Annotated in this window: 23 protein-coding genes and 1 tRNA gene; 9 read left to right on the forward strand and 15 right to left on the reverse strand. The window is 67.8% G+C overall.

Annotation, left to right across the window (positions count from 1 at the left end; all coding sequences use genetic code 11):
* Positions 1-123: 123 nt before the first annotated feature.
* The 15 genes from TMO_RS27730 to TMO_RS27795 form a co-directional block, all read right to left on the reverse strand.
* Positions 124-516: a MerR family transcriptional regulator gene (locus TMO_RS27730; RefSeq protein ID WP_014748384.1), complete on the reverse strand. Its 393-nt coding sequence runs from the start codon at positions 514-516 to the stop codon at positions 124-126.
* A gap of 160 nt (positions 517-676) precedes the next feature.
* A complete protein-coding gene (locus tag TMO_RS27735; protein WP_014748385.1) occupies positions 677-2,407 on the reverse strand; it encodes a long-chain-fatty-acid--CoA ligase in 1,731 nt (576 codons plus the stop codon).
* A gap of 292 nt (positions 2,408-2,699) precedes the next feature.
* On the reverse strand, positions 2,700-3,068 hold the full coding sequence (locus TMO_RS27740) for a HigA family addiction module antitoxin (protein WP_014748386.1): 369 nt from the start codon (positions 3,066-3,068) through the stop codon (positions 2,700-2,702).
* A gap of 81 nt (positions 3,069-3,149) precedes the next feature.
* Positions 3,150-3,371, reverse strand: coding sequence for a type II toxin-antitoxin system RelE/ParE family toxin (locus tag TMO_RS30990; RefSeq protein ID WP_322111275.1), 222 nt, complete (start codon positions 3,369-3,371; stop codon positions 3,150-3,152).
* A gap of 181 nt (positions 3,372-3,552) precedes the next feature.
* On the reverse strand, positions 3,553-4,008 hold the full coding sequence (locus TMO_RS27745; RefSeq protein WP_014748388.1) for a hypothetical protein: 456 nt from the start codon (positions 4,006-4,008) through the stop codon (positions 3,553-3,555).
* 10 nt (positions 4,009-4,018) lie between these two features.
* On the reverse strand, positions 4,019-4,651 hold the full coding sequence (locus tag TMO_RS27750; RefSeq protein ID WP_014748389.1) for a hypothetical protein: 633 nt from the start codon (positions 4,649-4,651) through the stop codon (positions 4,019-4,021).
* 97 nt (positions 4,652-4,748) lie between these two features.
* On the reverse strand, positions 4,749-5,405 hold the full coding sequence (locus TMO_RS30080; RefSeq protein WP_014748390.1) for a hypothetical protein: 657 nt from the start codon (positions 5,403-5,405) through the stop codon (positions 4,749-4,751).
* A gap of 138 nt (positions 5,406-5,543) precedes the next feature.
* Positions 5,544-6,506, reverse strand: a complete 963-nt coding sequence (locus TMO_RS27760; protein WP_014748391.1) for an ArgK/MeaB family GTPase — start codon at positions 6,504-6,506, stop codon at positions 5,544-5,546.
* A gap of 43 nt (positions 6,507-6,549) precedes the next feature.
* On the reverse strand, positions 6,550-9,216 hold the full coding sequence (ppdK, locus tag TMO_RS27765) for a pyruvate, phosphate dikinase (protein WP_041607672.1): 2,667 nt from the start codon (positions 9,214-9,216) through the stop codon (positions 6,550-6,552).
* An 8-nt stretch (positions 9,217-9,224) separates the two neighbouring features.
* Positions 9,225-11,300, reverse strand: a complete 2,076-nt coding sequence (glyS, locus tag TMO_RS27770) for a glycine--tRNA ligase subunit beta (RefSeq protein ID WP_014748393.1) — start codon at positions 11,298-11,300, stop codon at positions 9,225-9,227.
* Positions 11,301-11,304: 4 nt separating this feature from the next.
* Positions 11,305-12,198 (reverse strand): glycine--tRNA ligase subunit alpha, encoded by an 894-nt coding sequence (locus TMO_RS27775; RefSeq protein ID WP_041607673.1) that lies wholly within the window; start codon positions 12,196-12,198, stop codon positions 11,305-11,307.
* A gap of 226 nt (positions 12,199-12,424) precedes the next feature.
* Positions 12,425-12,676, reverse strand: coding sequence for a hypothetical protein (locus TMO_RS27780; protein ID WP_014748396.1), 252 nt, complete (start codon positions 12,674-12,676; stop codon positions 12,425-12,427).
* Positions 12,677-12,688: 12 nt separating this feature from the next.
* Positions 12,689-13,564, reverse strand: a complete 876-nt coding sequence (locus tag TMO_RS27785; protein WP_014748397.1) for a S49 family peptidase — start codon at positions 13,562-13,564, stop codon at positions 12,689-12,691.
* 59 nt (positions 13,565-13,623) lie between these two features.
* Complete coding sequence (locus TMO_RS27790; RefSeq protein ID WP_145978482.1) at positions 13,624-14,436, reverse strand: tRNA1(Val) (adenine(37)-N6)-methyltransferase; 813 nt, start codon at positions 14,434-14,436, stop codon at positions 13,624-13,626.
* Positions 14,437-14,438: 2 nt separating this feature from the next.
* Positions 14,439-14,747 carry a DUF2007 domain-containing protein gene (locus TMO_RS27795; RefSeq protein ID WP_014748399.1) on the reverse strand — a complete coding sequence of 103 codons (309 nt, stop codon included), beginning with the start codon at positions 14,745-14,747 and terminating at the stop codon, positions 14,439-14,441.
* Between the two features lie 352 nt (positions 14,748-15,099).
* Here TMO_RS27795 and TMO_RS27800 point away from each other — a divergent pair, with 352 nt between their 5' ends.
* From TMO_RS27800 to TMO_RS27840, 9 genes are all read left to right on the forward strand, one after another.
* Positions 15,100-16,101 (forward strand): polyprenyl synthetase family protein, encoded by a 1,002-nt coding sequence (locus tag TMO_RS27800; protein WP_014748400.1) that lies wholly within the window; start codon positions 15,100-15,102, stop codon positions 16,099-16,101.
* Between the two features lie 58 nt (positions 16,102-16,159).
* Positions 16,160-16,236: transfer RNA gene (locus TMO_RS27805), tRNA-Pro, on the forward strand.
* Positions 16,237-16,488: 252 nt separating this feature from the next.
* Positions 16,489-17,781 carry a PAS domain-containing sensor histidine kinase gene (locus tag TMO_RS27810; protein ID WP_014748401.1) on the forward strand — a complete coding sequence of 431 codons (1,293 nt, stop codon included), beginning with the start codon at positions 16,489-16,491 and terminating at the stop codon, positions 17,779-17,781.
* Between the two features lie 147 nt (positions 17,782-17,928).
* Positions 17,929-18,924, forward strand: a complete 996-nt coding sequence (locus TMO_RS27815; RefSeq protein ID WP_014748402.1) for an acyl-CoA desaturase — start codon at positions 17,929-17,931, stop codon at positions 18,922-18,924.
* Positions 18,925-19,115: 191 nt separating this feature from the next.
* Positions 19,116-19,412: an acyl carrier protein gene (locus tag TMO_RS27820; RefSeq protein ID WP_014748403.1), complete on the forward strand. Its 297-nt coding sequence runs from the start codon at positions 19,116-19,118 to the stop codon at positions 19,410-19,412.
* A gap of 27 nt (positions 19,413-19,439) precedes the next feature.
* A complete protein-coding gene (locus tag TMO_RS27825; protein ID WP_014748404.1) occupies positions 19,440-20,339 on the forward strand; it encodes an SAM-dependent methyltransferase in 900 nt (299 codons plus the stop codon).
* Between the two features lie 15 nt (positions 20,340-20,354).
* Positions 20,355-22,139: a fatty acyl-AMP ligase gene (locus tag TMO_RS27830; protein ID WP_014748405.1), complete on the forward strand. Its 1,785-nt coding sequence runs from the start codon at positions 20,355-20,357 to the stop codon at positions 22,137-22,139.
* Between the two features lie 3 nt (positions 22,140-22,142).
* Complete coding sequence (locus tag TMO_RS27835) at positions 22,143-23,306, forward strand: acyl-CoA dehydrogenase family protein (RefSeq protein WP_014748406.1); 1,164 nt, start codon at positions 22,143-22,145, stop codon at positions 23,304-23,306.
* The gene (locus TMO_RS27840; protein WP_014748407.1) at positions 23,303-24,478 is read left to right on the forward strand and encodes an enoyl-CoA hydratase/isomerase family protein; all 1,176 of its coding nucleotides are present in this window, start codon (positions 23,303-23,305) and stop codon (positions 24,476-24,478) included. Before TMO_RS27835 ends, TMO_RS27840 begins: the two co-directional genes overlap by 4 nt.

The following is a 24,478-nucleotide window of genomic DNA, read 5'->3' on the forward strand; positions in this document are numbered from 1 at the left end:
GGCTCCTGGATTGTCTCTCCCGTGCGCCGGTTCGCCGGCGCGCGTGGTTTCTTGGACATGTGGTCTTACATGGTGGCGCGGGAACAATGACGGTTCCGCGATGCCTCTGGCGACATCCGCCAATCAGCCGGCGGCATCGACGCCCTTGACGGCAAGCGCCGCCAGCACCTGGGCCTCGATGTCGCGCAGCTCGTCGAGGGTCACCATCAGGTCGCTCAGCTGGCCCTGGAGCTGCTCCATCCGCTCGGTGACCGCACTGCGCAGCTGGCGCAGCTGCTCCACCTGGGTGCGGTCGGCCTCGTAGAGGTCCAGGAACTCCTTGATCTCCGCCAGGCTGAATCCCAGCCGCTTGCCGCGCAGGATCAGCTTCAGCCGTGCGCGGTCGCGATAGGAATAGACCCGGTTCATGCCCTCCCGTGCGGGCTTGATGAGGTGCTGATCCTCGTAGAACCGGATCGCCCGGGGCGTGATCGAGAACTCCTCGGCCAGCTGGGTGATCGTGAAGGTGTCCGGCATGCGCTCCCCCGCTTGTGCACAGGCCCGGCGGGCCTCGGGGGCGGTGCCACTGCCCCGGGCCCGGTTCTTCGCCTGTGCGGCTCTTCGCCTGTGTGCCATCCCGACCCGGGCATGTTAATTGACGTTTACGTAAACGTCAACTAACTCCGGATCACGCCGTTCAACCGGCCGCCTTGCGGCGCGCCTCGTATTTCTCCTTCTCCTCCTGCACCAGTTCCTTCTTCGACAGCTTGCCGATCAGGGTCTTGGGCAGGGCGTCGCGGAACTCGATCTGCTTGGGCATCTCGATCGGCGACAGCCGCTCCTTCAGGAAGGCGGTCAGTTCGGCCGCGGTCAGATGGGCGCCGGCCTTCAGCTTCACGAAGGCCTTGACCGTCTGGCCGCGATATTCGTCGGGAATGCCGATGACGGTGCATTCCTCCACCAGATCATGCAGATAGACCGCCTCTTCCACCATGCGCGGATAGACGTTGTAGCCGCCGGCGATGATCAGATCCTTGATCCGGTCGACGATGAAGGCATAGCCGTCCTCGTCCAGATAGCCGACATCGCCGGTGTGCAGCCGGCCGCCGGCCATGGTCTTTGCGGTCTCTTCCGGTTTGTTCCAGTAGCCGGCCATCACCTGGGGCCCGCGGATGCAGATTTCGCCGCGGCTGCCCTGGGGCAGCACGGTCTCGCCATCCTCAAGATCGACGATCTCGATCGTGGTGCCCGGCATGGGCAGGCCGATCGAGCCTTCCTTGCTGATGCCGTTGAACGGGTTGCAATGGGTGACGGGCGAGGTCTCGGTCAGACCATAGCCTTCGACCAGGGTGCAGCCGGTCAGCTTTTCGAAGGTCTGCTTCACCTCCAGCGGCAGCGGCGCACCGCCCGACAGGCAGTAATTGATCGACGAGAGATCGAACGCGCGGATCTTCGGATGATGGGCGATGGCCGTGTACATGGTCGGCACGCCCGGAAACAGGCTGGGCTTCTTCTTCGCCAGCGTTTCCAGCACCTGGTCCAGTTCGAAGCGCGGCAGCATGATCATGCAGGCGCCGGCCAGCACGGAATAATTCATGCAGACCGTCATCGCGAAGACATGGAACAGCGGCAGCACCACCATGGTGCGCTCCTGCCCCGGACGCGCATCCGGGAACCAGGCCTCCAGCTGCCGGGCATTGGCGTGCAGATTGGCATGGGTCAGCATCGCGCCCTTGGGCAGGCCGGTGGTGCCGCCGGTATACTGCAGCACCGCCACTGCGGTTTCAGGGTCGATCTGAACCGGGGCATAGCGCCCGTCATTCTGCATCAGCGCCTTGTGCTGAACGATCCGGGCGCTCTTTTCGACCTTGCCGATCTCCTTACCCTTCACCAGCGGGAAGAGCAGGTTCTTAGGGAAGGGCAGCACGCCGGCCATGGGGCAGACGATGATCCGCTCCAGACAGGTCTTGCCCAGCAGCTCGTGAACCTTGTCGTAGACCACCGCCAGGTCCAGCGTCACCATCACCCGGGTGCCGCTGTCATTAACCTGATGCTCGATCTCGCGCAGCGCATAGAGCGGGTTGAAGTTGACGATCGTGGCGCCGATGGTCAGCGCCGCATAGTAGTAAACGATCGAATAGGGGGTGTTGGGCAGAAACAGCCCCACCCGGTCGCCGGGCTTCACGCCGATCTGCTGCAGCCCTTTCGCGGCTTGGCCGACCATCCGCCCGATCTCGCCGAAGGTCAGGATCTTGCCCAGGAAGTCGACCGCCGGCCGATCCGCGAAGGTCTTGACCGCGTGATCCATCAGCGATGTCAGCGGCGCGGGCGAAATCGTCTTGCGCCAGTTCACGTCGGCAGGATATTTGCGCAACCAGACCGGCTCGGCTCCGCCGGGATCGATCCCGGCACCCATCATCTGTGTCATTGGTCCTCCCGAGACCTTGTCGCGACCCCGGTGCCCGCCCCTGCCCGGCCCGGACCCCGTACCGCTTCCTTGATGAGCCGTCCCCCAACGGCAAAACCGGTTTCCGTATACGTCAACCGGCCGTTCGACTATCCCAGGACACGCGCCCCGGATCAACAGTCACGCCGCGAACCGGCGCCGGATTCTTTAGCCGGCCGCATATGCCCGGACGCAACCATGGGTCCGCCCTCAACCCAGAGTTACAATACCCGTAATCATGTCTCAAGACAGGTCGGAACGATCGGGAGGATTGTCAATCGGATCGGGGCGACGGGATGGAGGCCTTGCCACTTTCCGCAGAGGCAGAAGGCCTCTCGCCAGGGGCGGCAAACGGAGCGACGTTCACCGCACCCCCGGCCTTGCGCATTTCGGCGATGTCATGGGCCATCTGCATCCGCATCAGCGTCTCCATCGCCACACCGAACGCCTTTTCGATCCGCAGCGCCATCTCAGGGGACAGGCGCGCCCGCTCATTGACCAGCGCCGACAGTGCCGGCCGGGTGACACCAAGAATGCGCGCAGCATCTGTCACGGTCAGTTCATAACCGGCCATGATGTCTTCACGGATGAAGGCCCCGGGGTGGGCCGGCGACTTCAGTCTCAGACCTTCAGGACGGTGCATGATGCCGGCTCCTCAATGGTAATCCTCATAGTTCAGATCGACAATTTCGACTGCATCGTCGTCGATATAGAATGTTAGCCGTCAGTTGCGAGTCACCGACAATGCCCAGCTTCCCTTCCGGTCACCGGACAGTCGATGAGGTTTCCAGCTGGCGACGGCAAGAAGCTCATCTTCATGAGACATGGCCTGCAGGAACGAGATCATTCGTCGGAGTTTTCCGAGAACGGCAGGGTCGAGACCTGATGGATCATCCGACTGGACGAAGCGGCGCAGACCTTTGTGAAGAATGTTCCTGATGAGCATGATATACCCGATCGCCTGTGCCGTCGTGTGTAAAGTTACACTTTACACTCTCTCGACGCGGCATAATCGCACATCAAGATGCCGCTGGACTATATATATTCGAGCCTTTCAGGGCCACTTTTTGAAATATACATCCATATATATCAATCGGAAACAGAAATTATACGTAGAGAATAAATGGTCAATCCATCTTATTACTTAGGTCACGCAGCATCTTCACTGTCGCAACCACCCCAAGCACCACCTGCCCGGGCACGAAAATCATCCGCGCCATGCCGCTGAAGGCATTGGCGTCCTTGTAGATGAAGGGGGTGATCTGTTCGGCCGAGCCGATATGGAGGTAGAGATACCAGCCGAGGCAGGCCCGGCCCAGCGTCAGAGCGGCGCAGGCTGCCGCCAGCAGCCAGCCGGGGCGCCCCGCCAGTCTGAGGGTGAGGAAGACCAGCGCGAGCAGGCCGCAGACGGTCAGTTCGACCATGAAAAAGGCGACGTCGACGATGTCGTAGGTCGCATGCATCCCCTGAGGCGGGGCACGCAGCAGGGCCAGGAAATCCAGCACCTCGACCAGCAGAAAGGCCGCATAGCCGCCATAGGCGGCCGTGACGAGGCCAAGGATGCGGCGCAGGGCGGCGGTCATCCGACTGCCGTTATCCCTGGGGTTGGAGCGCACGCAGCCGCTCCATATGGGGCCGCACCGCCTCCAGCTCGGCCGCGGGGATCGCCATCACCGGGCGGTTCATCTCTTCCGACGGGCCGTAGCTCTGCAGCAGCTGCTGCTTCTGGGCGTCGGTCAGCTGGTCGCTGTCGCGGATCCGCGTTCTCAGGACATCGCGCTCGGCCCGCGCGGCAACCGATGCCGCGCTGTCGTAATCGAGCGTCAGATAAGCCTGCATGATCCGGTCGCCGGTCGCGGCCCAGGCAGCGAGATCGGCAAAACCGCGCTTCATCATCATGGCCGAGGCCTCGTGCCATTCCGGCATGCCCTCGATCGCGGCGGTCATCGCCGCAAGATCTCGGCCCGGCTGCGTCGGCGTCGCGGCCCGATGATCGCGGATCGCCTGGCCAATCTCCGCGCGCCGATCCGGCGGCAGAGCCCCCGACCAGGCCGTGAACGCCTGCCAGCTGTCGAGCCAGCGGCTCACCACCTCGCCGGTCAAAGGACCGTCCTGGGCGACAGCTGCCTCCCCGGCGGCATGCGCGGCGCGGGGGGCGGCCACGAACGCGGTCATCGGAAGGGCGGTGGCAAGCGCCAGAACCAGCAGGCGGCGGGCGATCTGCACGGGCGGATCCTTGTGGCGGTGAAGGCTGGGCGGTGAAGGCAGGCCGCGCGGGCCGCCGCCCGCATGGCAGCAGCCCGCCCGAACCGTCACGGACCGGTCATTCGGTGCCGTTCATGCTCCGGATGCGCTCCAGATGCGGCTGCACCGCGGCGATGTCGGCCGGATCGGCCTTGCCGGCCTGGTCCATCATCGCCCCGGCATTGCCCAGCATCTGCAGCATCATCTTCTTCTGCTCGGCGGTCATGTCGGGCGAGTTCATGATCTGGCTGCGCGCCGCCTCCATCTCGGCCCGCTGGCCCTGGACGTCCTCGCCCTGCATCTCGATCGCCATATAGGCCTGCATCACGCGGTCGCCGACGGTCGCCCAGTCGTCGAGGCCCGAGAAGCCGTGTTTCGAGACGATGCCCGCCGCCTGCGCCGCCTCGGGCGCGCCGGCCATGCGCGACACGGCGGCAGAGAGCATGCGTCCGTCGGCCATATCTCCCATCATGGCCGCGGGGTCGCCGGCCCCGTCCAGCGCCTCGCGACGGTCTTCGGGCAGGGTATCGCTCCAGGCTTCCAGCGCCTGCGAAGCATCGAGCCAGCGGCCAACCGTGCCGCTGTCGAGGCCGGCCGCGCGGGCGGGGCCGGCAAGGCCCAACGGCAGCGCCACGGTCAGAGCCGCAGGCAGTGCCAGGGGCAACGTCGCGGCCAGGCTGGCCGTGGTGGCGCGGAAGGCGGCCGCGGCAAGGCGGCGGCGAAGGATCGCGGTCATCGTCCAGACGTCTCCCATCCAGGCGGGCCTTCTGCCCGCCGGCACGATCGGACCGGGGCCCCGGGCCGGTGGATCCGGCCTCTTGCGGTCCTGATGCGATGCATCACCCGACTATACTGCCGGACCGGCACGCCCGCGTCAGCGGTCGAGACGCGCGGTCAGCTCTTCCGCCGCGGCGGCCAGACGCCGGAACGGCCCCTGCCCTGCCGGGGCACCGGCATCCGCGCGGCCCAGGCGGCGCAGACCCTCGGTTCCGAAACGATCCTTGAGCGACGACGCGATCCAGCCTTCGGCCTGGGCCGCGCGCCGCGGCGCCAGCCGGTCTTCGGCGACCATCCAGTCGTGATGGCGGTCGGCGGCGGCGATCAGATCCCCGATCCCCTCGCCCGTCGCCGAGGCAACCTTCAGCACCGGCACCTTCCAGCCGTCAGCCCTGAGGCCCACGGCCTTGAGCGCGGTTGCGACATCGGTGCGGGCGCGTTCCGCCGCAGGCCCGATATCGGCCTTGGTCACCACCGCCAGATCCGGGATCTCCATGATCCCCGCCTTCATGAACTGCAGGCTGTCTCCCGAGGCGGGCTGGACGCAGAACAGCACCGTGTCGGCGACCTCTTCCACATCGGTCTCGGACTGGCCGACGCCTACCGTTTCGACCAGCACCACATCGAACACCGCGCGCATCAGCACGGTGGCGGCGATGGTCAGATCGGCAAGCCCGCCCAGCCGGTCGCGGGCGGCCATGGAACGGATGAACACGCCCTGGTCTTCAGGATCGGTCTGGATGCGGGTCCGGTCGCCAAGCAGCGCGCCCTTGGTACGCTTCGACGACGGGTCGACGGCGATCACGCCCACGCTGCGGCCCTGGTCGCGATAGGACCGGATCAGGGCCGAAAGCAGCGAGGATTTGCCGACGCCGGGCGGGCCGGTGATGCCCAGAACCCGGGCGGCCGGCGCCTCGTGCGCGGCATCGAGCAGGGCCGCGGTCTCGGGCCGCCCGGCCCGGCTTTCCAGCTCGGCGAGCGCACGGGCCAGCGCCGGCTTGCCGCCGCCCCGGATGGCGTCGAGACGGCGGAGGCCGGCAGCGCTGCTGCCGGCCTCCATCCTGTTCCCGTCGGAACCGCCTGTCATGCCGCTGTCCCGGCCGTCAGCCGCGGGCGCGGAGCGCCGCCTGGGCGGCGGCCAGACGCGCGATCGGCACGCGGTAGGGCGAGCACGAGACGTAGTCGAGGCCGGCGCGCTGGCAGAAGTCGATCGACGCCGGATCGCCGCCATGCTCGCCGCAGATGCCGAGCTTGATGTCGGGGCGGGTCGAACGGCCGCGCTCGGCCGCGATCTTCACCAGCTCGCCGACGCCATCCTGGTCCAGGCTGACGAAGGGATCCTGATCGAAGATGCCGGCCTCGCGATAGCTGTCGAGGAAGGCGCCCGAATCGTCGCGGCTGATGCCGAAGGTGGTCTGGGTCAGGTCGTTGGTGCCGAAGCTGAAGAACTCGCCCACCTCGGCGATCTTCGCGGCCTGAAGGGCGGCGCGCGGCAGCTCGATCATGGTGCCGACCAGATATTCGACCTTCGCGCCCTTCTCGGCAAAGACCTTGGCCGCCGTGTCGTCGACCAGCTTGCGCAGGATCTCCAGCTCGCGACGGGTCGCGACCAGCGGGATCATGATCTCAGGGGTCACGGTCTGGCCCAGTTCGGCCGAGACCTCGACCGCGGCTTCCAGGATCGCGCGGGCCTGCATCTCGTAGATCTCGGGATACGAGATGCCCAGACGGCAGCCGCGATGACCCAGCATCGGGTTGCTCTCGTGCAGGGCCGAGGCGCGGGCGGCCAGCTTCTGCGCGTCCATGCCCGAGGCGGCGGCCACCTCGGCGATTTCCTTCTCGCTGTGCGGCAGGAACTCGTGAAGCGGCGGGTCGAGCAGGCGCACCGTCACCGGCAGGCCGGCCATGATCCGGAACAGCGAGACGAAGTCGCCGCGCTGCATCGGCAGCAGCTTGGCCAGCGCCGCGCGACGGCCGTCGGCATCGTCCGACAGGATCATCTGGCGCACCGCGATGATGCGGTCGTCGCTGAAGAACATGTGCTCGGTCCGGCAGAGGCCGATGCCCTCGGCACCGAAGGTGCGCGCGGTCTCGGCATCCAGCGGGGTCTCGGCATTGGTGCGGACCTTGAGGGTGCGGATCTCGTCCGCCCAGGCCATCAGCGTGCCGAAATCGCCCGACAGGTCCGGCTTGATGGTCGGCACGCGGCCGAGCATGACCTCGCCCTTGCCGCCGTCGATGGTGATGGTCTCACCCGCCTTGACGGTGACGTCGCCGACGGTGAACTGACCCTTCGCATAGTCGATGCGCACGGTGCCGGCGCCCGACACGCAGGCGCGGCCCATGCCGCGGGCGACCACCGCCGCATGGCTGGTCATGCCGCCGCGGGCGGTCAGGATGCCACGGGCGGCATGCATGCCGTGGATGTCTTCGGGGCTGGTCTCGATGCGGACCAGGATGACGTCCTCGCCGCCCTGCGCACGCTTCTCGGCCTCGTCGGCGGTGAAGACCACCACGCCCGACGCGGCACCGGGAGAGGCCGGCAGCCCCTTGGCGATGACCTGCTTGGGCGCCTTGGGATCCAGCGTCGGGTGCAGCAGCTGATCCAGCGCCTGGGCTTCGATGCGGGCCACGGCCTGCTCGTGGGTGATCAGCCCCTCTTCCGCCATGTCGACCGCGATCTTGAGCGCGGCGGCAGCGGTGCGCTTGCCGTTGCGGGTCTGCAGCATATAGAGCCGGCCCTGCTGGACCGTGAACTCGATGTCCTGCATATCCCGGTAGTGCTGCTCCAGCCGGTCCTTCACGGTGACCAGCTCGGCGAAGACCTCGGGCATCTCCTCTTCCATCGAGGGATCGGAGGATCCGTTGGCCTGCTTGCCGGCAACCGTCAGGTGCTGCGGAGTGCGGATGCCCGCCACCACGTCCTCGCCCTGGGCGTTGACCAGGAATTCGCCGTAGAACTCCTTGACACCGGTCGAGGGGTTGCGGGTGAAGGCCACGCCGGTCGCGCAGTCATCGCCCATGTTGCCGAACACCATTGCCTGCACGTTGACGGCGGTGCCCCATTCGGCGGGGATGTTGTGCAGGCGGCGATAGGTCTTGGCGCGCTGGTTCATCCACGACCCGAACACCGCGCTGATCGCACCCCAGAGCTGCTCGCGCGGGTCATCCGGGAACGGACGACCCAGCTCGCGCTCGACGATCGCCTTGTAGTCATCGATCAGCGACTTCCAGTCATCGGCGGTCATCTCGGTGTCAAGATGGTAGCCGCGCTCTTCCTTGCGCGCCTCCAGCCGGTCCTCGAAGAAGCTGTGGTCGACGCCGAGCACGACGTCGGAATACATCTGGATGAAGCGACGATAGCTGTCATAGGCGAAGCGCTCGTCGCCGCTGCGGCGGGCGAGGCCTTCGACCGTGACCGGGCTGAGGCCCAGGTTCAGCACCGTATCCATCATGCCAGGCATCGAGGCGCGGGCACCGGAGCGGACCGATACCAGCAGAGGGTTCTCGGCATCGCCGAAGCGCATGCCCATCTCGGTCTCGACCTTGGCCAGCGCTTCCGACACCTGCGCCTCAAGCTCGGCCGGATAGCTCTGGCCGTTGGCGTAATAATAGGTGCAGACCTCGGTGGTGATCGTCAGACCGGGCGGAACCGGCAGGCCCAGATTGCTCATCTCGGCCAGGTTGGCACCCTTGCCGCCGAGAAGATTACGCATGTCAGCGGTGCCTTCGGAGCCGTTGCGGCCGAAACTGTACACCCACTTGGTCATCGGTCGACTCACCCTTCGATCTTCGAAAAATCGGCCACGGCTTCCAGCGCCGCCCGGATCTCGGACAGCAGGTGGAGCCGGTTGCGCCGACGCTCCGGCATATCGCAATTGACCGTCACACGGTCGAAGAACGCGTCGACCGGCACCCGGATCCCCGCCAGAGCCGTCATCGCCCGCTCGTACTCCTCCCCGGCCAGCGCCGCAGCGATATCCGCCCGCGCCTGCACGAGGGCGCCGTGAAGCGCCACCTCTTCGGGTTCGACCAGCAGCGCCGCATCGGCGTCGCCACCATAGGTCGTCCCGTCCTTCTTCTCTTCGATACGCACGATGTTGCTCGCCCGCCGGTACGCCGCCAGCAGGTTCGCCCCATCCTCGCCGTCCAGGAACGACTGCAGGGCCCGCACGCGCGCCAGCAGCCGAACGACATCGTCGTCATCCACACCGGCCAGCGTCGCCGCGATCAGATCATGGCGCACGCCGCGGTCGCGCATCAAGACCTTCAGCCGATCGGCGAAAAAGCCCATCAGATCGCCATGCAGGCGGTCGATGTCGATCTCGCCCAGGATCGGCCGATAGCCTTCGGCCGCCGCCGAAATCGCCGCCTTGAGCGGCAGACGCACGCCGGTCTCGATCAGGATGCGCAGCACGCCGAGCGCCGCGCGGCGCAGCGCGAACGGATCCTTGGACCCCGTCGGCTTCTCGTCGATCGCGAAAAAGCCGGCCAGGGTGTCGAGCTTGTCGGCCAGCGCCACCGCCACCGACAAGGGGGCGGTCGGCACGCCGTCCGACGCACCGGCCGGCGCATAGTGATCACCGATCGCCTGGGCGACCTCGGCGGGCTCGCCGTCATGGGTGGCGTAGTAGCGCCCCATGATGCCCTGGATCTCGGGGAATTCGCCGACCATGCCGGTGACGAGATCGGCCTTGGCCAGCCGGCCCGCCCGCTCCGCCAGCGCCGGATCGGCACCCGGCACATGGGCCGCCAGCTGCCGGGCCAGCGCCGCGATCCGCCCGGCCTTGTCGGCGACGGTGCCGAGCTTCGCCTGGAACAGGATCGCGGACAACCGGTCGAGACGCGCATCCAGGCGGGTCTGACGGTCGGTGTCCCAGAAGAACTTGGCGTCGGCGAGGCGCGCGCGCAGCACCCGCTCGTTGCCGTGCACGATGACCTTCGCGCCCTCGGCGTCGGGGGCGAGATTGCTCACCAGCACGAAGACCGGCGCCAGACGGCCATGGGCGTCCTCGGCGACGAAATAGCGCTGATGGGTGCGCATGGCCGAGACCAGAACCTCGGACGGCACATCCATGAAGGCATCGTCGATGCGGCCGGCGAGCACGGTCGGCCATTCGACCAGGCCGGCCACCTCTTCCAGCAGGCCTTCATCGGCGCGCAGCATCAACCCCAGATCCGAGGCGAGTGCCGCGGCGTCCGATGCGATCTTCCGCCGCCGCTCGGCCGCATCCAGCACCACATGGGCGCCGGCCAGCGCCGCGCGATAGCCGGCGAAGTCGTGCACCTCGATCGTGGCCGGCGCCAGGAAGCGATGGCCCTGGGTGGTGTTGCCCGCGGTCAGATGGCCGAAGCGGACCGGCACCACCGCCCCGCCGAACAGGCAGAGGATCGAGCGCAGCGGCCGCACCCAGCGGATCTGATGGGCGCCCCAGCGCATGGATTTGGGCCAGGGCAGATCGCCAAGTGCGCCCGCGATCAGCTCGGGCAGCACCTCGATGGTCGGGCGGCCCGCCTCGAACACGTCGAGGAACCAGAAACTGCCCTTGGGCGTCTCACGCTCGATCAGTGACGAGCGATCGGCATTGTTGGCGGCGAGGAACCCCGCCAGCGCCTGTTCGGGCGCACCGACCCGCGGACCGCGACGCTCTTCCGCCCGGTCGGGCTGGGCGTCGGCCAGATCGTGGATCACCAGGGTCAGGCGGCGCGGGGTCGAAAAGGCCTCGGCCCGGCCGAAGGTGATCCGCTGGGCGGTCAGCCGCTCGGTCACCAGGCGCGCCAGATCGTCGGCGGCCCGACCCTGCATGCGGGCGGGGATCTCTTCCGACAGAAGTTCGAGAAGCAGTTCGGCCATGGGATCAGGCCTTTCCGGCGGCGGAGACGGAGGGGCTGCCCGCAATCCAGGCCTCGCAGCAGCCCTTGGCCAGCGCCCGCACCCGGCCGATATAGGCCGCACGCTCGGTCACGCTGATCACGCCGCGCGCGTCCAGCAGGTTGAAGAGATGGCTGGCCTTGATGCACTGGTCATAGGCCGGCTGGGCCAGACGTGCCGCCAGCAGGCGGGCGCATTCGGCCTCGGCGTCGGCGAAGTGCCGGAACAGCATGCCTGTGTCGGCGTGCTCGAAATTGTGCGCCGAATAGTCGCGCTCCGCCCTGAGGAAGATGTCGCCATAGCGCACGCCGCGGTCGTTATAGGCCAGGTCGTAGATGTTCTCCACGCCCTGAATGAACATCGCCAGGCGTTCCAGGCCATAGGTCAGCTCACCCGAGACCGGCTCGCATTCAATGCCGCCGACCTGCTGGAAATAGGTGAACTGCGACACCTCCATGCCGTCGCACCAGACTTCCCAGCCAAGCCCCCAGGCGCCGAGGGTCGGGCTCTCCCAGTCATCCTCGACGAAGCGGATGTCATGGACCAGCGGGTCGATCCCCAGAACCGCCAGGCTGCCCAGATACAGCTCCTGCAGGTTCTCGGGCGACGGCTTCATGATCACCTGGAACTGGTAATAATGCTGCAGCCGGTTGGGATTCTCGCCGTAACGACCGTCGGACGGCCGGCGCGACGGCTGGACATAGGCCGCATTCCAGGCCTCGGGGCCGAGTGCCCTGAGCGTGGTGGCCGGATGGAAAGTTCCTGCGCCGACTTCCATGTCATAGGGCTGCATGATGACGCAGCCCCGCTCCGACCAATAGTGCTGGAGACGGAGAATGATCTCCTGGAAAGACGGCGCGCCTTTGCGCTCTGTCGCCATGCTCAGCCCGCTGATGCGTGTCGGCAATCCTGCCGCCGACCGGTTCGTTTGGTGCGGCGCGAACATAGCCGCCGGCCGGTTGAGGGTCAAGGATCGCGCGCTTCGCGCAAGATGCGTGCGCAGCCGGGCCACCCCGCCTTCCCCCCGTTTCCGGGGGAGATGCGGCGGCGCATCTATGATTAAGGGTTAGTTAACGTCTTCAATGCACGCCACAGATGCATCGGTCTCATCCGATCGGACAGTCGGCGCGGCCACAGGGGCCGGCGCCGGGCACTACGAAGCTGCCGCAGCGGGCGCAGCGGTCGGCATCGGCCACCTCGCGCGCGGCCCGGCGGCGGCGCGGCACATGGCGCGGTTCCCGCCGGTCTTCGCGGCGAATCGTCTCGCGCCGCTGGCCGAAAATCCGCGCCAGACGCGCCCCGGTGAACACCGCCAGCACCACCAGCACCAGCAGCAGGATCTTCGACAGGCTGAGCATGGCCTCGTGTCCTCAGAGTCCGTAGCGCGACCACAGCGCGCGGGATTCGACCTGTTCGACCAGCCCGGCGACGGCGGCCGAACCGGCGCGCTCGGCCTGCAGCCCCAGCCTGACCCGGCCGAACAGGCCGCTGCGCTCTTCGATCTGCGCGAAGCGGACCTCGTCACCGAAGCGGCTGCGCATCACGCTGCGCAGATCGCCCAGCCCGTCGGCCAGCCCCAGTTCCACGGCCCGGGCGCCGACCCAGACATCGCCTTCGAACAGCGGCGTGTCGCCGGCTTTCCCGAGCCGTTCCCCCCGGCGCTCGCGCACCACCTCGATGAAGCGCTGGTGCACCTGCTCCTGGATGCCGCCCAGCCAGGCGATGTCCTCGGGCTTCTCGGGCTGGAACGGATCGAGCCGCATCTTGGAATTGCCCATGGTATAGACCCGGCGGTCGAGCCCGAGCCGCGCCATGGCCCGGTCGAAGCCGAAGCCGGCCGACACCACGCCGATCGAACCGACCATCGAGGTTTCGTCGACGAAGATCTCGTCGCCGGCCATCGCCAGCCAGTAGCCGCCGCTCGCTGCGACATCCTCGACGAAGGCGATCACCGGCAGCTTCTTTTCGGCGGCCCGCGCCCGGATATGCTTCCAGATCAGCGAGGACTGGGCCGGCGAGCCGCCGGGGGAGTTGATCACCAGCGCCACCGCCTTCGCCTCGGGCACCTTGAAGGCGCGCTCGATCAGCGGCTTCACGGCCTCGTACGACAGGTTCGCCTGAAAGCTGCGGCCGGACATGATCATGCCCTCGAGCCGCAGCACGGCCACGACCGGCGGCGGATTGCGGAACCGCTTCACCGGCAGCAGGCGGAGCAGGCGGCGGAAGCGGCTGGGCTTGTCGGTCAAGGCGGCATGTCTCCCGGATAAAGAGGTTGGGGATCATATCGAGTGGCGGGCAGCGGCTGTCAACGCCGGGAGGGCGCGGCAAGAGGCAGCGGCGCCGCATCCTCAAGCACGGCCCCAGCCTGCAGTGTCCAGTCCCGCCCCTCCCCCGCCAGCACCAGCGGCGCCAGCAGGGTGAGCGGCGTCCGCCGGCCCTTGCGGGCCTGAACGATCACCCGGCCGGCCGGCCGGCCGTCGTCCACCGTGTGCACCGGCAGAACGCGGATGTCACCGGCGGGCCCGGCCAGCGCGGTCAGGATCTCGGCCAGCCGGTCGGCGCGCATGACGATGGTGAAGCTGCCGCCGGGCTTCAGCCGCCTGAGCCCGGCCGCGATCCAGGCGCCGAGGCCGGTCCCGCCCTCGACATGGGCGGCACGGCGGCCCGGATCCGGCGGCGGATCGGCGCGGACCTCCTCGAGAAACGGCGGGTTGGTCAGAACATGGTCGAAGGGCTCTGTCCGCGGATCGTCCGGCCCCTGCAGCCGGGCACCGACATCCGTCTCCACCACGGTCAGCGCCGCACCGGCCAGCCCGGCATTCACCCGCGCAAGCGCGGCCGCACCGGCATCGCGTTCCACGCCGACCAGTCTGAGCCCGGGCACACGGGCGGCGAGGCAAAGACTTGCCGCCCCGGTGCCGAGGCCCAGATCCAGCACCCGCTGCCCCGGTTCCGCCGGCACGGCGGCGGCCAGCAGCACCGGGTCGACCGCGGCACGATAGCCGCGGATGAACTGAACGAGTTGCACCCGTCGGCCCAGAAGATGATCCAGGCTGACCGCCGACGGATCGATGCCATGACGGGTGAGCCTGTCCTGAAGATCGATCGGCGTCGCCATGTTCACCGTCTGGGCCCCAGCATGCGCGCCACCAGCCCGGCCAGACCGCCCGTGGCCTGCGGTGCCGGCCGGCGCGGCGGGGCCGAGATCGGCGCGGTCTCCCCCAGCCCCTGCGCCGCCTCGTCGAGCAGGCGGCGGGCGCGCGGCGCCAGGGCGTCATCCACCATCAGCCGGCGCGGAAAGGCACCGATGGAACCTTCGGCCAGGCTCATCTGTTCGTCGAAGACCAGGCTGTCGATGCCTTCGGCGGCCAGAACCGCGCGTGCCCAGGACAGGCGCACCGGATCGGTGGTCAGCAATACGACATCCATCAGCGGCGATCCCGGGAAGGTGAGGTCATGGCCGCCTCCCGGCCAGGCGCTGAACGAAGGGCGCTGAACGGAGGGCGCGGAAGGGAGGGGGCGGAAGGGAGGGGGCGAAGTGAAGAGACGGTGACGGGCACCAGACAGACGCGCAGCGGCTTGTGCAACGCACACGAGCGCGGCAGGATGTGCGGCGACACACTATACCCACCCCTCGCGTCGCTGCGCATCTTGACCGCGCCGCGCGCCACTTCATATGCTCCCCAGCGCCGTGCGGAGCGTCAAGCCCTGCCGGCCCCGGGTCCAACGTTGCCCTCTTTTCCAACGTTGCCCTGAAACAAGACGGATCGGCTGCTCTCTCGTGGATGCGCGCGCACATTCCTCGCAAGAGGTCCTCTCGACCCTTCAGGCTCTGGTGGCAGATGACCTGAAGCGTGTCAATCAGGTCATCATCGACAACATGCAGAGCCAGGTGGGGCTCATCCCCCAACTGGCCGGCCACATCGTCTCGTCCGGCGGCAAGCGGCTCAGGCCCCTTCTGCTGCTGATGTCGGCCCGGCTCTGCGGCTATGCCGGCGACCGGCATGTTCCCCTCGCAGCCTGTGTGGAGTTCATCCACACCGCAACACTGCTCCACGACGACGTCGTGGACGAAAGCGAGCTGCGGCGCGGCAAGGCCACCGCCAATGCGGTCTTCGGCAATAAGGCCAGCGTGCTGGTCGGCGACTTCCTGTTCAGCCGCGCCTTTCAGCTGATGACCCGCGACGGCTCTCTGGAGGTGCTGCGCATCCTGTCGGATGCCTCGGCGGTGATTGCAGAGGGCGAGGTGATGCAGCTGCTCACCTCCAACGATCTGGAAACCGACGAAGCGGCCTATCTGCGCGTCATCGAAAGCAAGACCGCCAAGCTGTTCGAGGCCGCCTGCCAGATCGGCCCGGTGGTCGCCGACCGTCCGGCTGCGGATATCGAAGCGCTGGCGCGCTACGGCATGGCGCTGGGCGTGATCTTCCAGCTGACCGACGACCTGCTGGACTACTCGGCAGAACAGGCGGCGCTGGGGAAGACCATCGGCGACGATTTCCGCGAGGGCAAGATCACCCTGCCGGTGATCGTGGCCCACGAGCGCGGCACGGCCGAGGAACGGGCCTTCTGGTCCCGGACCATGGAAGAGCTGGACCAGCGCGAGGGCGATCTGGAACAGGCCATCGAACTGATGCGCCGCCACGACGCTTTCGGCGAAACCCTGCGCCGCGCCGAGACTTATGGCGAGATCGCCCGCGCCTCGCTGCAGGGCTTCGCAGACGGGATCGAACGCCGCACCCTGGACGAACTGATCTCGTTCTGCATCGCCCGCGGATTCTGATCGAAAACCTGCTTGCAGGGGCCGCCGGATCCCGCTATAAGGCGCCCCACGGACGCACCGGAGTGTAGCTCAGCCTGGTAGAGCACCGTCTTCGGGAGGCGGGGGCCGCAGGTTCGAATCCTGCCACTCCGACCAACTTCGGTATGTCCGATCGACACGCCCCGGCAGGTTTTCCTGCCGGGGCGTCGTTGTTTCAGGGTCCGGTCATCGCATAATGCCACCACATCGGCGGTTTTTTTGCGGCACGGCATTTTGCGAGGGCAAATGTCGACTCACATTGCAACCTGATGGTGATCGCGGCACCATCATGCAATGCATACGGATCAAATGTGACGCGGTCGTGCCACATCCCCGGTCTGTCATCCTGAACCACCGGACCCCTCTCTCATGGCTGACGGAGAAGCCCTCGACGACACGATGGAAGACCGCGTGCAGCATGCCGACCGGCTGCTGCGCATGGCGGTCAACCGGATTCCGGAAGCGGTGATCATCTACGACACCGATGATCGCGTCGCCTTCGTCAATCAGGCCTATTGCGATTTCTTCCCCTATATGCCCCCGGTCGGGGAGCTGATGGGCCAGAGCTTCGAAGACGTCATCCGCCACAGCATGGTGGCACCGGGTGTCGTGCTCGATCCGCTGGCCCGGACCGATCCGGATGCCTATATCGCCAAGCGCCGCCACCGGCTGCACAACCCGCAGCCCCAGCCCTTCGAGCAGTTGACTGCCGGACGCTGGCATCTGGTCCGCGAGGTCAGGGTGCAGGGCGTCGGCTTTTTCGGCCTGCGCAGCGACATCACCGACATCAAGCAGCGCGAGATCGAGCTGAAGATGGCGCGCGACCATCTGGCACGCCAGACCCAGCAGTTGGCAGAAGCACGCGAGGTGGCGGTCCGCGCCCGCGAGATCGCGATCGCCGCCCGCCTGGAAGCCGAGCGGGCCAACACCGCCAAGTCTGAATTCCTGGCCCGGGTCAGCCACGAGCTGCGCACGCCGCTGAACGCGATCCTGGGCTTTTCCGAAATCATCCGCGATCAGCTGCTGGGCGATCGGTCGCCACAGCGCTATGCCGAATACGCCGCCGACATTCACCACGCCGGCTCCCATCTGCTGAAGCTGATCGACGACATCCTCGACATGGCCAAGATCGAGGCCGGCCGGCTGGAGCTGCTGGTCGACGACGTGGATCTCCATGGCCTGCTGCGCGAGTTGATGCACACCTGCCGGCCACTGGCCCGCAGGAACGACAACCGGTTCGAGACCCATATCCCCAACGACATCGGCACGCTGAAAGGCGACGTCACCCGGCTGCGGCAGGTGGTGCTGAACCTTCTGTCCAATGCCTGCAAATTCACCCGCGGTGGCGCCGTGACCCTGGCCGCACGGCGGCTCGGCTCGGTCGACGGCCGGAGCGATCTGGTGGAGATCACGGTCACCGACACCGGCATCGGCATGACCGAGGCACAGCTTGCCCGGGTTTTCGAGGATTTCATCCAGGCCGATGCCGCGATCGCCCGCACCTATGGCGGCACAGGGCTCGGCCTGCCGATCTGCCGACGACTCTGCCTGCTGATGGGTGGAGATATCCGCCTGGACAGCAGCCCCGGCAGCGGTACCACCGCCCGGGTGATCCTGCCGGTCTCAGGCCCGCCCTGCTCCCCCTCCCTCCCGGTCGGCTGACACAGCTTGCAACTGTAAGACGTTGCATCCCGCGACACGTCTCCGACAGCGCTTGCCATCTCTCGCATTGGTTGTTTATATAGTATTCAAAATAATATTAAGGTTTTAGGTGACCGCGGCCGGCAGACGGATGCGGACGAAGGGGGGATGATGTCGTCTGACACGCCGACCGGCGGATCGACCCGCCCCGGAGGGGGGAGCGGTCTGGATCCGCGTCTCAGACGGGCACAGGCCCGTCACGCCTTTGCGATTCTGGTGCTGCCCGCCATCGGCAGCCTGATCGCCATCGGCATCGCCGTCCATGACGGTGGCGTCCCGGCCGCGGCCCTGGTGATTCTGCTCGTGTCCTATATGGCCACCTATGCCGGCATCACCGTCGGGCTGCACCGGCTGTTCGCCCATCGCGCCTTCGAGACCACGCCCTGGCTGCGCGCGGTGTTCGCCGTGCTCGGCTGCATGGCGGCCCAGGGACCGGCGATCTATTGGGCCGCCAATCATCGGGTCCATCACATCCGGTCGGACCGTGACGGCGACCCGCACAGTCCGCGGATCGCGAACGGGCGGCAGCTGGGACGCTGGGAAGGGTTCTGGCACGCGCAGGCCGGCTGGACCTTCAGCCATCGCCCGGCCGATGTCTTCGCCGTGACCCGCGACCTGACCCGCGATCGGCGGCTGATGTGGATCAACCAGCGCTATCTGTGGTGGGTGGCCCTGGGGCTGATCCTGCCGGCGCTCGCCGGTGCGCTCGCCATCGGCGGCATCCGGGGCGCGGTGTTGGGCCTGCTATGGGGCGGCGCGGTGCGGCTGACCCTCAGCTATCACTTCACCAATGCGATCAATTCGCTCACCCACATGATCGGCACCCGGCCCTTCGGCGGCCGGAATACATCCACCAATCTCTGGCCGATCGCCCTGCCGACCCTGGGTGAGGCCTGGCACAACAACCACCATGCCTTCCCCACCTCCGCCCGCTTCGGCCTGGCGGTCTGGGAGGTGGATATCGGCTGGTGGATCATCCGCAGCCTGGAAGCCGTGGGGCTTGCCTGGAATGTCCGCCGCCCCCTGCCCGAGAGCATAAGCGCCAAGCGCGCCGCAGCCGCCGCGGGCATGCAGGTCGACGACGACGACCGCGTGACGGCCTGAACGCCCCGCCCGGCCGCCCCGATTGCGGCCGCATTTCACCCCGGGGGCCCGATCGGAAATTATCGCGCTGAACGCGAAATTTTCTCTGTTCTTAGGTCTATATCATGTGCATATCAACCCAAGATTGAGTGTTTTCCAGCCTCTCAGACCCTTCCAACGCCGGGCGCAGCCCGCAGCCGGAGACCTGTTCCATGAACACCCAGACCACGCTTCCTGGCGCCCAGCAGGCCGCCGCTGGTGCCCGGGCGGCCACCCGCCCCGATGCCGCTGCCATCGAGGCCTGGCTCGTCGACTATCTGGCCGACCGCCTGGGCCGCGATCGCTCTGAAATCCGACGGACCGAACGCTTCGAGCGCATGGGCGTCGACTCGCTCGCCGTCGTTTCGATGACCGGCGAGCTGGAAGAATGGCTCGGCCGTAAGGTGGAGCCCACACTCGCCTATGATCACCCCACCGTCCAGGATCTTGCAGCCGCCCTTGCCGGCTGAGGCCGTGCCCCGACCGGAGTTCGCGCCATGTCACCTGATACCAACCAGATCCATCCCACCAGCCCTGCCGGCGGCCACCCCGGCACGTCGTCGGATGCGCTGCGCTCGCATTACGACATCGGGACCGACTTCTTCGGTCTGTGGCTCGACCCGTCGCTGACCTATTCCTGCGCGCTCTACGAGGCCGGCGATACCGATGATCCGGCGGGCTTCCTGGCCGCCCAGACCCGCAAGCTGGACTTCCACATCGACCAGGCCCATGCCGCCGGCGCAGAGCGGGTGCTGGATATCGGTTGCGGCTGGGGGTCGATGATGCGGCGGCTGGCGGAACGCGGCGCAGGCCACGTCACCGGCATGACCATGACCGAGGCCCATCGCACCCATGTGACGGGCTTCGGCGATCCCAGGCTCGAGGTCGCCCTGACCCCCTGGGCGGGGTTCGAGCCCGAGGCGCCCTATGACGCCATCGTGTCGCTGGAGGCTTTCGAACATTTCGCCCGGCTGGACTCGACCGAGGCGGAAAAAAAGGCCGGCTATCGTGCCTTCTTCGAACGCGCCCATTCCTGGCTGAAGCCCGGCGGGCGGATGTCGATCCAGACCATCGTCTACGGCCGGGCGACCAAGGCGGATTTCAGCACCTTCTGCGCCGCCGAGGTCTTCCCCGACAGCGACCTGCCGCGCCTGCACGAGATCATGGAAGGCTGCGACCGCCTGTTCGAGGTGGAGCGCCTGCGGTGTGACCGCCAGATGTATGTCCGCACCTTCCAGAGCTGGCTCGACGGGCTTCGGGCCAATCGCGCGGCGGCCGAGACCATCGTCGGTCCCGCCGTGGTCGATCGGTTCGAGAAGTATTGCGGCGTGTTCATGATCGGCTTCCACACCGGCGCCATGAATCTGGCCCGGATCGGCTTCCGCAAGGCCGGCTGAGCGAAGGGGGCGTCGATGACCGCCGATACCACCGCCACCACCCTGGTCCACCGCCTTGAAGACCTGGCCCGCAACCGCGGCGACGCGCTGGCCTATGTCTTCCTGGCCGATGGCGAGCGCGAACAGACCCGGATCGACTATGCCGGGCTCGGTGCCCGCGCCCGGGCGATCGCCCGCGGCCTGCTGGCAGTGGCGGAACCGGGAGACCGGGCCCTGCTGCTGCATCAGCCGGGCATGGGGTTCATCGAAGCCTTTTTCGGCTGTCTGGTCGCGGGTCTGGTGGCGGTGCCGGCCTATCCGCCGCGCCGCAACCAGTCGCTCGACCGGCTGGGGGCGATCGTCTCGGGCTGTGGCGCCCGGGTGATCCTCATCGCCGCTGACCAGCGCGCCTGGCTGGAACCCCGCTTTGCCGAGGCCGGCGCCGAGGGGGCCGGCGCCATCGCCGCCGCCCGGATCCTGGCGACCGACGAGATGGTGACCCGGCCCGAAGACCTGCTACCGCGTGCACCCACCGTCGGGCCCGACGATCTCGCCTTCCTGCAATACACCTCGGGCTCGACCGGTGATCCCAAGGGGGTGATGGTCAGCCACGGCGCGCTTGCGGCCAATCAGCGGCTGATCCGCCGCGCCATGGGCCACGGGCCCGAAACGGTTTTCGCCGGCTGGCTGCCGCTCTATCACGACATGGGGCTGGTCGGGAACCTGCTCCAGCCGCTCTGGCTGGGCATCCCGTCGGTGCTGATGGCGCCCGCCGCCTTTCTGCAGAAGCCGATGCGCTGGCTCAGGGCGATTTCCGACTGGAAGGCCACCACCGCCGGCAGCCCCGATTTCGGCTACGACCTGTGCGTGCGCCGCTTCCGCCCCGATCTCTGCGAAGGGCTGGACCTGTCGTCGTGGAACGTCGCCTATAACGGCGCCGAGCCGGTCCGGGCCGAGACACTGGAGCGCTTCGCCGCCACCTTCGCACCCTACGGCTTCCGTGCCGACGCCTTTTATCCCTGCTATGGCATGGCCGAGACGACGCTGATGATCTCGGGCGGCAGCCAGGGCATCGCGCCGCCGATCATCGACGTGGACGGCGGCGCGCTCGATCTGGGCCGGGTGGTGCCGCCGGTCGCGAGCGCCGTCACCCCGCCCCGCCGGCTGGTCGGTTGCGGCCAGCCGGGCCAGGGGCTGGCGGTCGCGATCGCCGACCCCGAAACCGGCCGCCCCCTGCCCGACGGCCGGATCGGGGAAATCCTGGTCACCGGCACCAGCCTGGCCCGCGGCTACTGGCGGCGCCCTGAGCTGACCGACGAGGTCTTCGGCGCCCGCCTGCCCGGCGACGACCGCCGCTGGCTGCGCACCGGCGATCTGGGCTGCCGGATCGACGGCGAGCTTTACGTCACCGGCCGGATCAAGGAACTGATCATCATCCGCGGCCGCAATCACTACCCGCAGGATGTCGAGACCGCGATCACCGCCGCCTGCCCCGACCTTGCCGCCGGAGCCGCGGCTGCGGTCTCAGTAGACGGACCAGGCGGCGAGACGGTGGTGGCGATGATCGAGGCCGAGCGTGAGCGCATGCGCCGTCTGGACGGGCCCGAAATCTTCGCCGATGCGGTCGAAGCGGTGGCGGCCGCCCTGGAACTGCGCCTGGAGCGGCTAGTGATCCTCAGGCCCAACACCATCCTCAGAACCTCGTCGGGCAAGATCCGGCGGCGCGAGATGCGCGCCCGGCTGCTGACGGGCCTGCTCGATCCGCTCTGGGACAGCGCCGCGCGCGAACCCGCTCGCCAGCCCGAAGCCGCGGAGGCGTGACGGATGGAACCTGCCTGGTCGGCGCAAGAGGAGCTGCGCATCTTCCGCCATGCCGTGCGCGGCTTTCTGGCCACGGAATTCGTACCCCGGCTCGACGCCTGGCGCGCGCAGGGTATCGTCGACCGCCAGACCTGGACGGCGGCGGGTGCGATGGGCCTGCTGCTGACCGAACACGACCCGGATCTGGGCGGCGGCGGCGGCAGTTTCGCGACCGAGGCGATCGTCTACGAAGAGCTGGCGCGGATCGGCGACACATCCTTCTGCAAGGGCGTGCATGAATGCTGCGCGGGCTATATCCGCGCCTATGGCACGCCCGAACAGCAGCGCCGCTGGCTGCCGGACCTTGCCGCCGGGCGGCGCATCGGCGCCATCGCCATGACCGAGCCCGGCAACGGATCGGATCTGAAGGCGGTGCGCACCACCGCCCGGCCGCAGGGGGACCATTATCTGGTCTCGGGCTCCAAGACCTTCATCTCCAACGGCGCCTCGGCCGATCTGATCCTGCTGGTGGCGACGGTGGACCCGGCGGCGGGCGCGAAAGGCGTCACCCTGCTGGTGCTGGAAACCGACGACCTGCCCGGCTTCCGCCGCGGCCGGCGGCTTGCCAAGATGGGCCAGTGCGGCCAGGACACCTCGGAACTCTTTTTCGACGACATGATCGTGCCGGCCGCCAATCGGCTGGGGGCGGCGGATGGTCTGGGGTTCGGCCAGCTGATGTCGCAGCTGGCCTATGAACGCCTGATCATCGCGGTGCAGGCGGTGACCTTTGCCGAGCGCGCGCTGGCGCTCGCCGTCGACCATGCCATGACCCGCGAGACCTTCGGCCGGCCGCTGATCGACCATCAGGCGCTGCGCTTCTCCCTGGCCGATGCCCGCACCGAAGCCCATACCGGCCGGGTGCTGGTCGACGACTGCATCGCCCGCATCATCCAGGGCCGGCTGGACGCCGAAACCGCGGCCATGGCCAAGCTCTGGACCACCGAGATGCAGGGCCGTGTGGTCGATGCCTGCCTGCAGGTCTTCGGCGGCGCGGGCTACATGGCCGAACACCCGCTGGCACAGATGTATGTCGATGCCCGCGCCCAGCGGATCTATGCCGGCTCCAACGAGGTGATGAAGGAAATCGTCGCCCGCGGTCTGGCGACATTGAAGGGGTCCCTGCAATGACCGATATCCGGCCGCTCGACGAGGCGCGCATGGCGGAAGCCCGCGCGCTCTACGACCACCTGACCGGCAATGGCAGCCGGTTCCTGCGCGTGGGGGAGCTGCTGACCGCAGGGGCGGAAACGGCCCCCGGGCTGCTGCCGGATGCGCAGACCCTTGCAGCCGAAGCCGCCCGGCCGCTTTCGGCCAAAACCGGGGTGGAGATGGCCCAGGCGCTGTTCCTGCAGGCGATCTTCGCCGACCGCGCCCGCGGCCTGCATCTTTGCCATGCGATGCAGTTGCCCCGCCCCGAGGCCGCCGCCAATGCCGCGCGGCTCGCCCGGGACGGCGTGCTGGATCTGGGGCTGGTCCGGGTGGAACGGCACGGCCGGCTGCTGGTGGTGGAGAACCGCAATGCCGGCCGGCTGAATGCCGAGGACGTGCCCACCATCGACGCGCTGGAACATGCGGTCGATGCCGCCCTGTTGGACGAGGAGAGCACCGCCTGCATCCTGCGCGGCGGCGTGGTCGACCATCCCCGCTATGCCGGGCGCCGGCTGGCGGGGGCCGGGCTGAACCTCACCGATCTCTACGAGGGCCGCGTGCCCTATGTGATGTATATCGAGCGCGAAATGGGCTGGGTCGCCAAGGTCTTCCGCGGCCTGGCGGCCCCCGACCGCCTGCCCGACGAACTGGCCGAGACGCGCGAGAAGGCCTGGATCGGGGTGATCGACGGCTTCGCGATCGGCGCGGCCACCCAGGCGCTGCTGGTCTGCGACGCGGTGGTGGCAGAGGCCGGCAGCTGGTTCAACGTGCCCGCCCGCAAGGAAGGGCTGGTGCCGGGGTGCACCAATCTGCGCCTGCCGCGGATCATGGGCGACCGGCTGGCCCGCCAGATCATCATGAACGGCCGCACCATCCGCGTGGACGAGCCCGAAGCCCGGCTGCTGATCGACCGCGTGGCCGAACCCGACGGGCTGGAGACGGCGATCGACGAGGTGGCGGCCGATCTGGTCGATGGCGGCGTGGTCTCGATCGCCGGCAACCGCCGCGCCTTCCGGGTGGCCCAGGAACCGCTGGACCTGTTCCGCGCCTATCTTGCAATCTATACCCGCGAGGTGGCGGTCTGCCATCTGAGCCCGGCGCTGGTTGCCAATCTGGAACGGCACTGGACCGGGCGGAAGGCGCGCGGCTGA

It is taken from the genome of Tistrella mobilis KA081020-065 (genome assembly GCF_000264455.2).
GTDB lineage: Bacteria > Pseudomonadota > Alphaproteobacteria > Tistrellales > Tistrellaceae > Tistrella > Tistrella mobilis.

What these genes read in the sequence shown, in the direction of transcription:
- glyS (WP_014748393.1), bottom strand. Translation starts at nt 11,300, where the DNA reads ATGGCCGAACTGCTTCTCGAACTTCTGTCGGAAGAGATCCCCGCCCGC.
- TMO_RS27830 (WP_014748405.1), top strand. Translation starts at nt 20,355, where the DNA reads ATGACCGCCGATACCACCGCCACCACCCTGGTCCACCGCCTTGAAGAC.
- TMO_RS30080 (WP_014748390.1), bottom strand. Translation starts at nt 5,405, where the DNA reads ATGACCGCGATCCTTCGCCGCCGCCTTGCCGCGGCCGCCTTCCGCGCC.
- TMO_RS27810 (WP_014748401.1), top strand. Translation starts at nt 16,489, where the DNA reads ATGGCTGACGGAGAAGCCCTCGACGACACGATGGAAGACCGCGTGCAG.
- TMO_RS27735 (WP_014748385.1), bottom strand. Translation starts at nt 2,407, where the DNA reads ATGACACAGATGATGGGTGCCGGGATCGATCCCGGCGGAGCCGAGCCG.
- TMO_RS27795 (WP_014748399.1), bottom strand. Translation starts at nt 14,747, where the DNA reads ATGGATGTCGTATTGCTGACCACCGATCCGGTGCGCCTGTCCTGGGCA.
- TMO_RS27825 (WP_014748404.1), top strand. Translation starts at nt 19,440, where the DNA reads ATGTCACCTGATACCAACCAGATCCATCCCACCAGCCCTGCCGGCGGC.
- TMO_RS27780 (WP_014748396.1), bottom strand. Translation starts at nt 12,676, where the DNA reads ATGCTCAGCCTGTCGAAGATCCTGCTGCTGGTGCTGGTGGTGCTGGCG.
- ppdK (WP_041607672.1), bottom strand. Translation starts at nt 9,216, where the DNA reads ATGACCAAGTGGGTGTACAGTTTCGGCCGCAACGGCTCCGAAGGCACC.
- TMO_RS27835 (WP_014748406.1), top strand. Translation starts at nt 22,143, where the DNA reads ATGGAACCTGCCTGGTCGGCGCAAGAGGAGCTGCGCATCTTCCGCCAT.
- TMO_RS27740 (WP_014748386.1), bottom strand. Translation starts at nt 3,068, where the DNA reads ATGCACCGTCCTGAAGGTCTGAGACTGAAGTCGCCGGCCCACCCCGGG.
- TMO_RS27730 (WP_014748384.1), bottom strand. Translation starts at nt 516, where the DNA reads ATGCCGGACACCTTCACGATCACCCAGCTGGCCGAGGAGTTCTCGATC.
- TMO_RS27815 (WP_014748402.1), top strand. Translation starts at nt 17,929, where the DNA reads ATGATGTCGTCTGACACGCCGACCGGCGGATCGACCCGCCCCGGAGGG.
- TMO_RS27760 (WP_014748391.1), bottom strand. Translation starts at nt 6,506, where the DNA reads ATGGAGGCCGGCAGCAGCGCTGCCGGCCTCCGCCGTCTCGACGCCATC.
- TMO_RS27775 (WP_041607673.1), bottom strand. Translation starts at nt 12,198, where the DNA reads ATGGCGACAGAGCGCAAAGGCGCGCCGTCTTTCCAGGAGATCATTCTC.
- TMO_RS27820 (WP_014748403.1), top strand. Translation starts at nt 19,116, where the DNA reads ATGAACACCCAGACCACGCTTCCTGGCGCCCAGCAGGCCGCCGCTGGT.
- TMO_RS27840 (WP_014748407.1), top strand. Translation starts at nt 23,303, where the DNA reads ATGACCGATATCCGGCCGCTCGACGAGGCGCGCATGGCGGAAGCCCGC.
- TMO_RS27745 (WP_014748388.1), bottom strand. Translation starts at nt 4,008, where the DNA reads ATGACCGCCGCCCTGCGCCGCATCCTTGGCCTCGTCACGGCCGCCTAT.
- TMO_RS30990 (WP_322111275.1), bottom strand. Translation starts at nt 3,371, where the DNA reads ATGCTCATCAGGAACATTCTTCACAAAGGTCTGCGCCGCTTCGTCCAG.
- TMO_RS27790 (WP_145978482.1), bottom strand. Translation starts at nt 14,436, where the DNA reads ATGGCGACGCCGATCGATCTTCAGGACAGGCTCACCCGTCATGGCATC.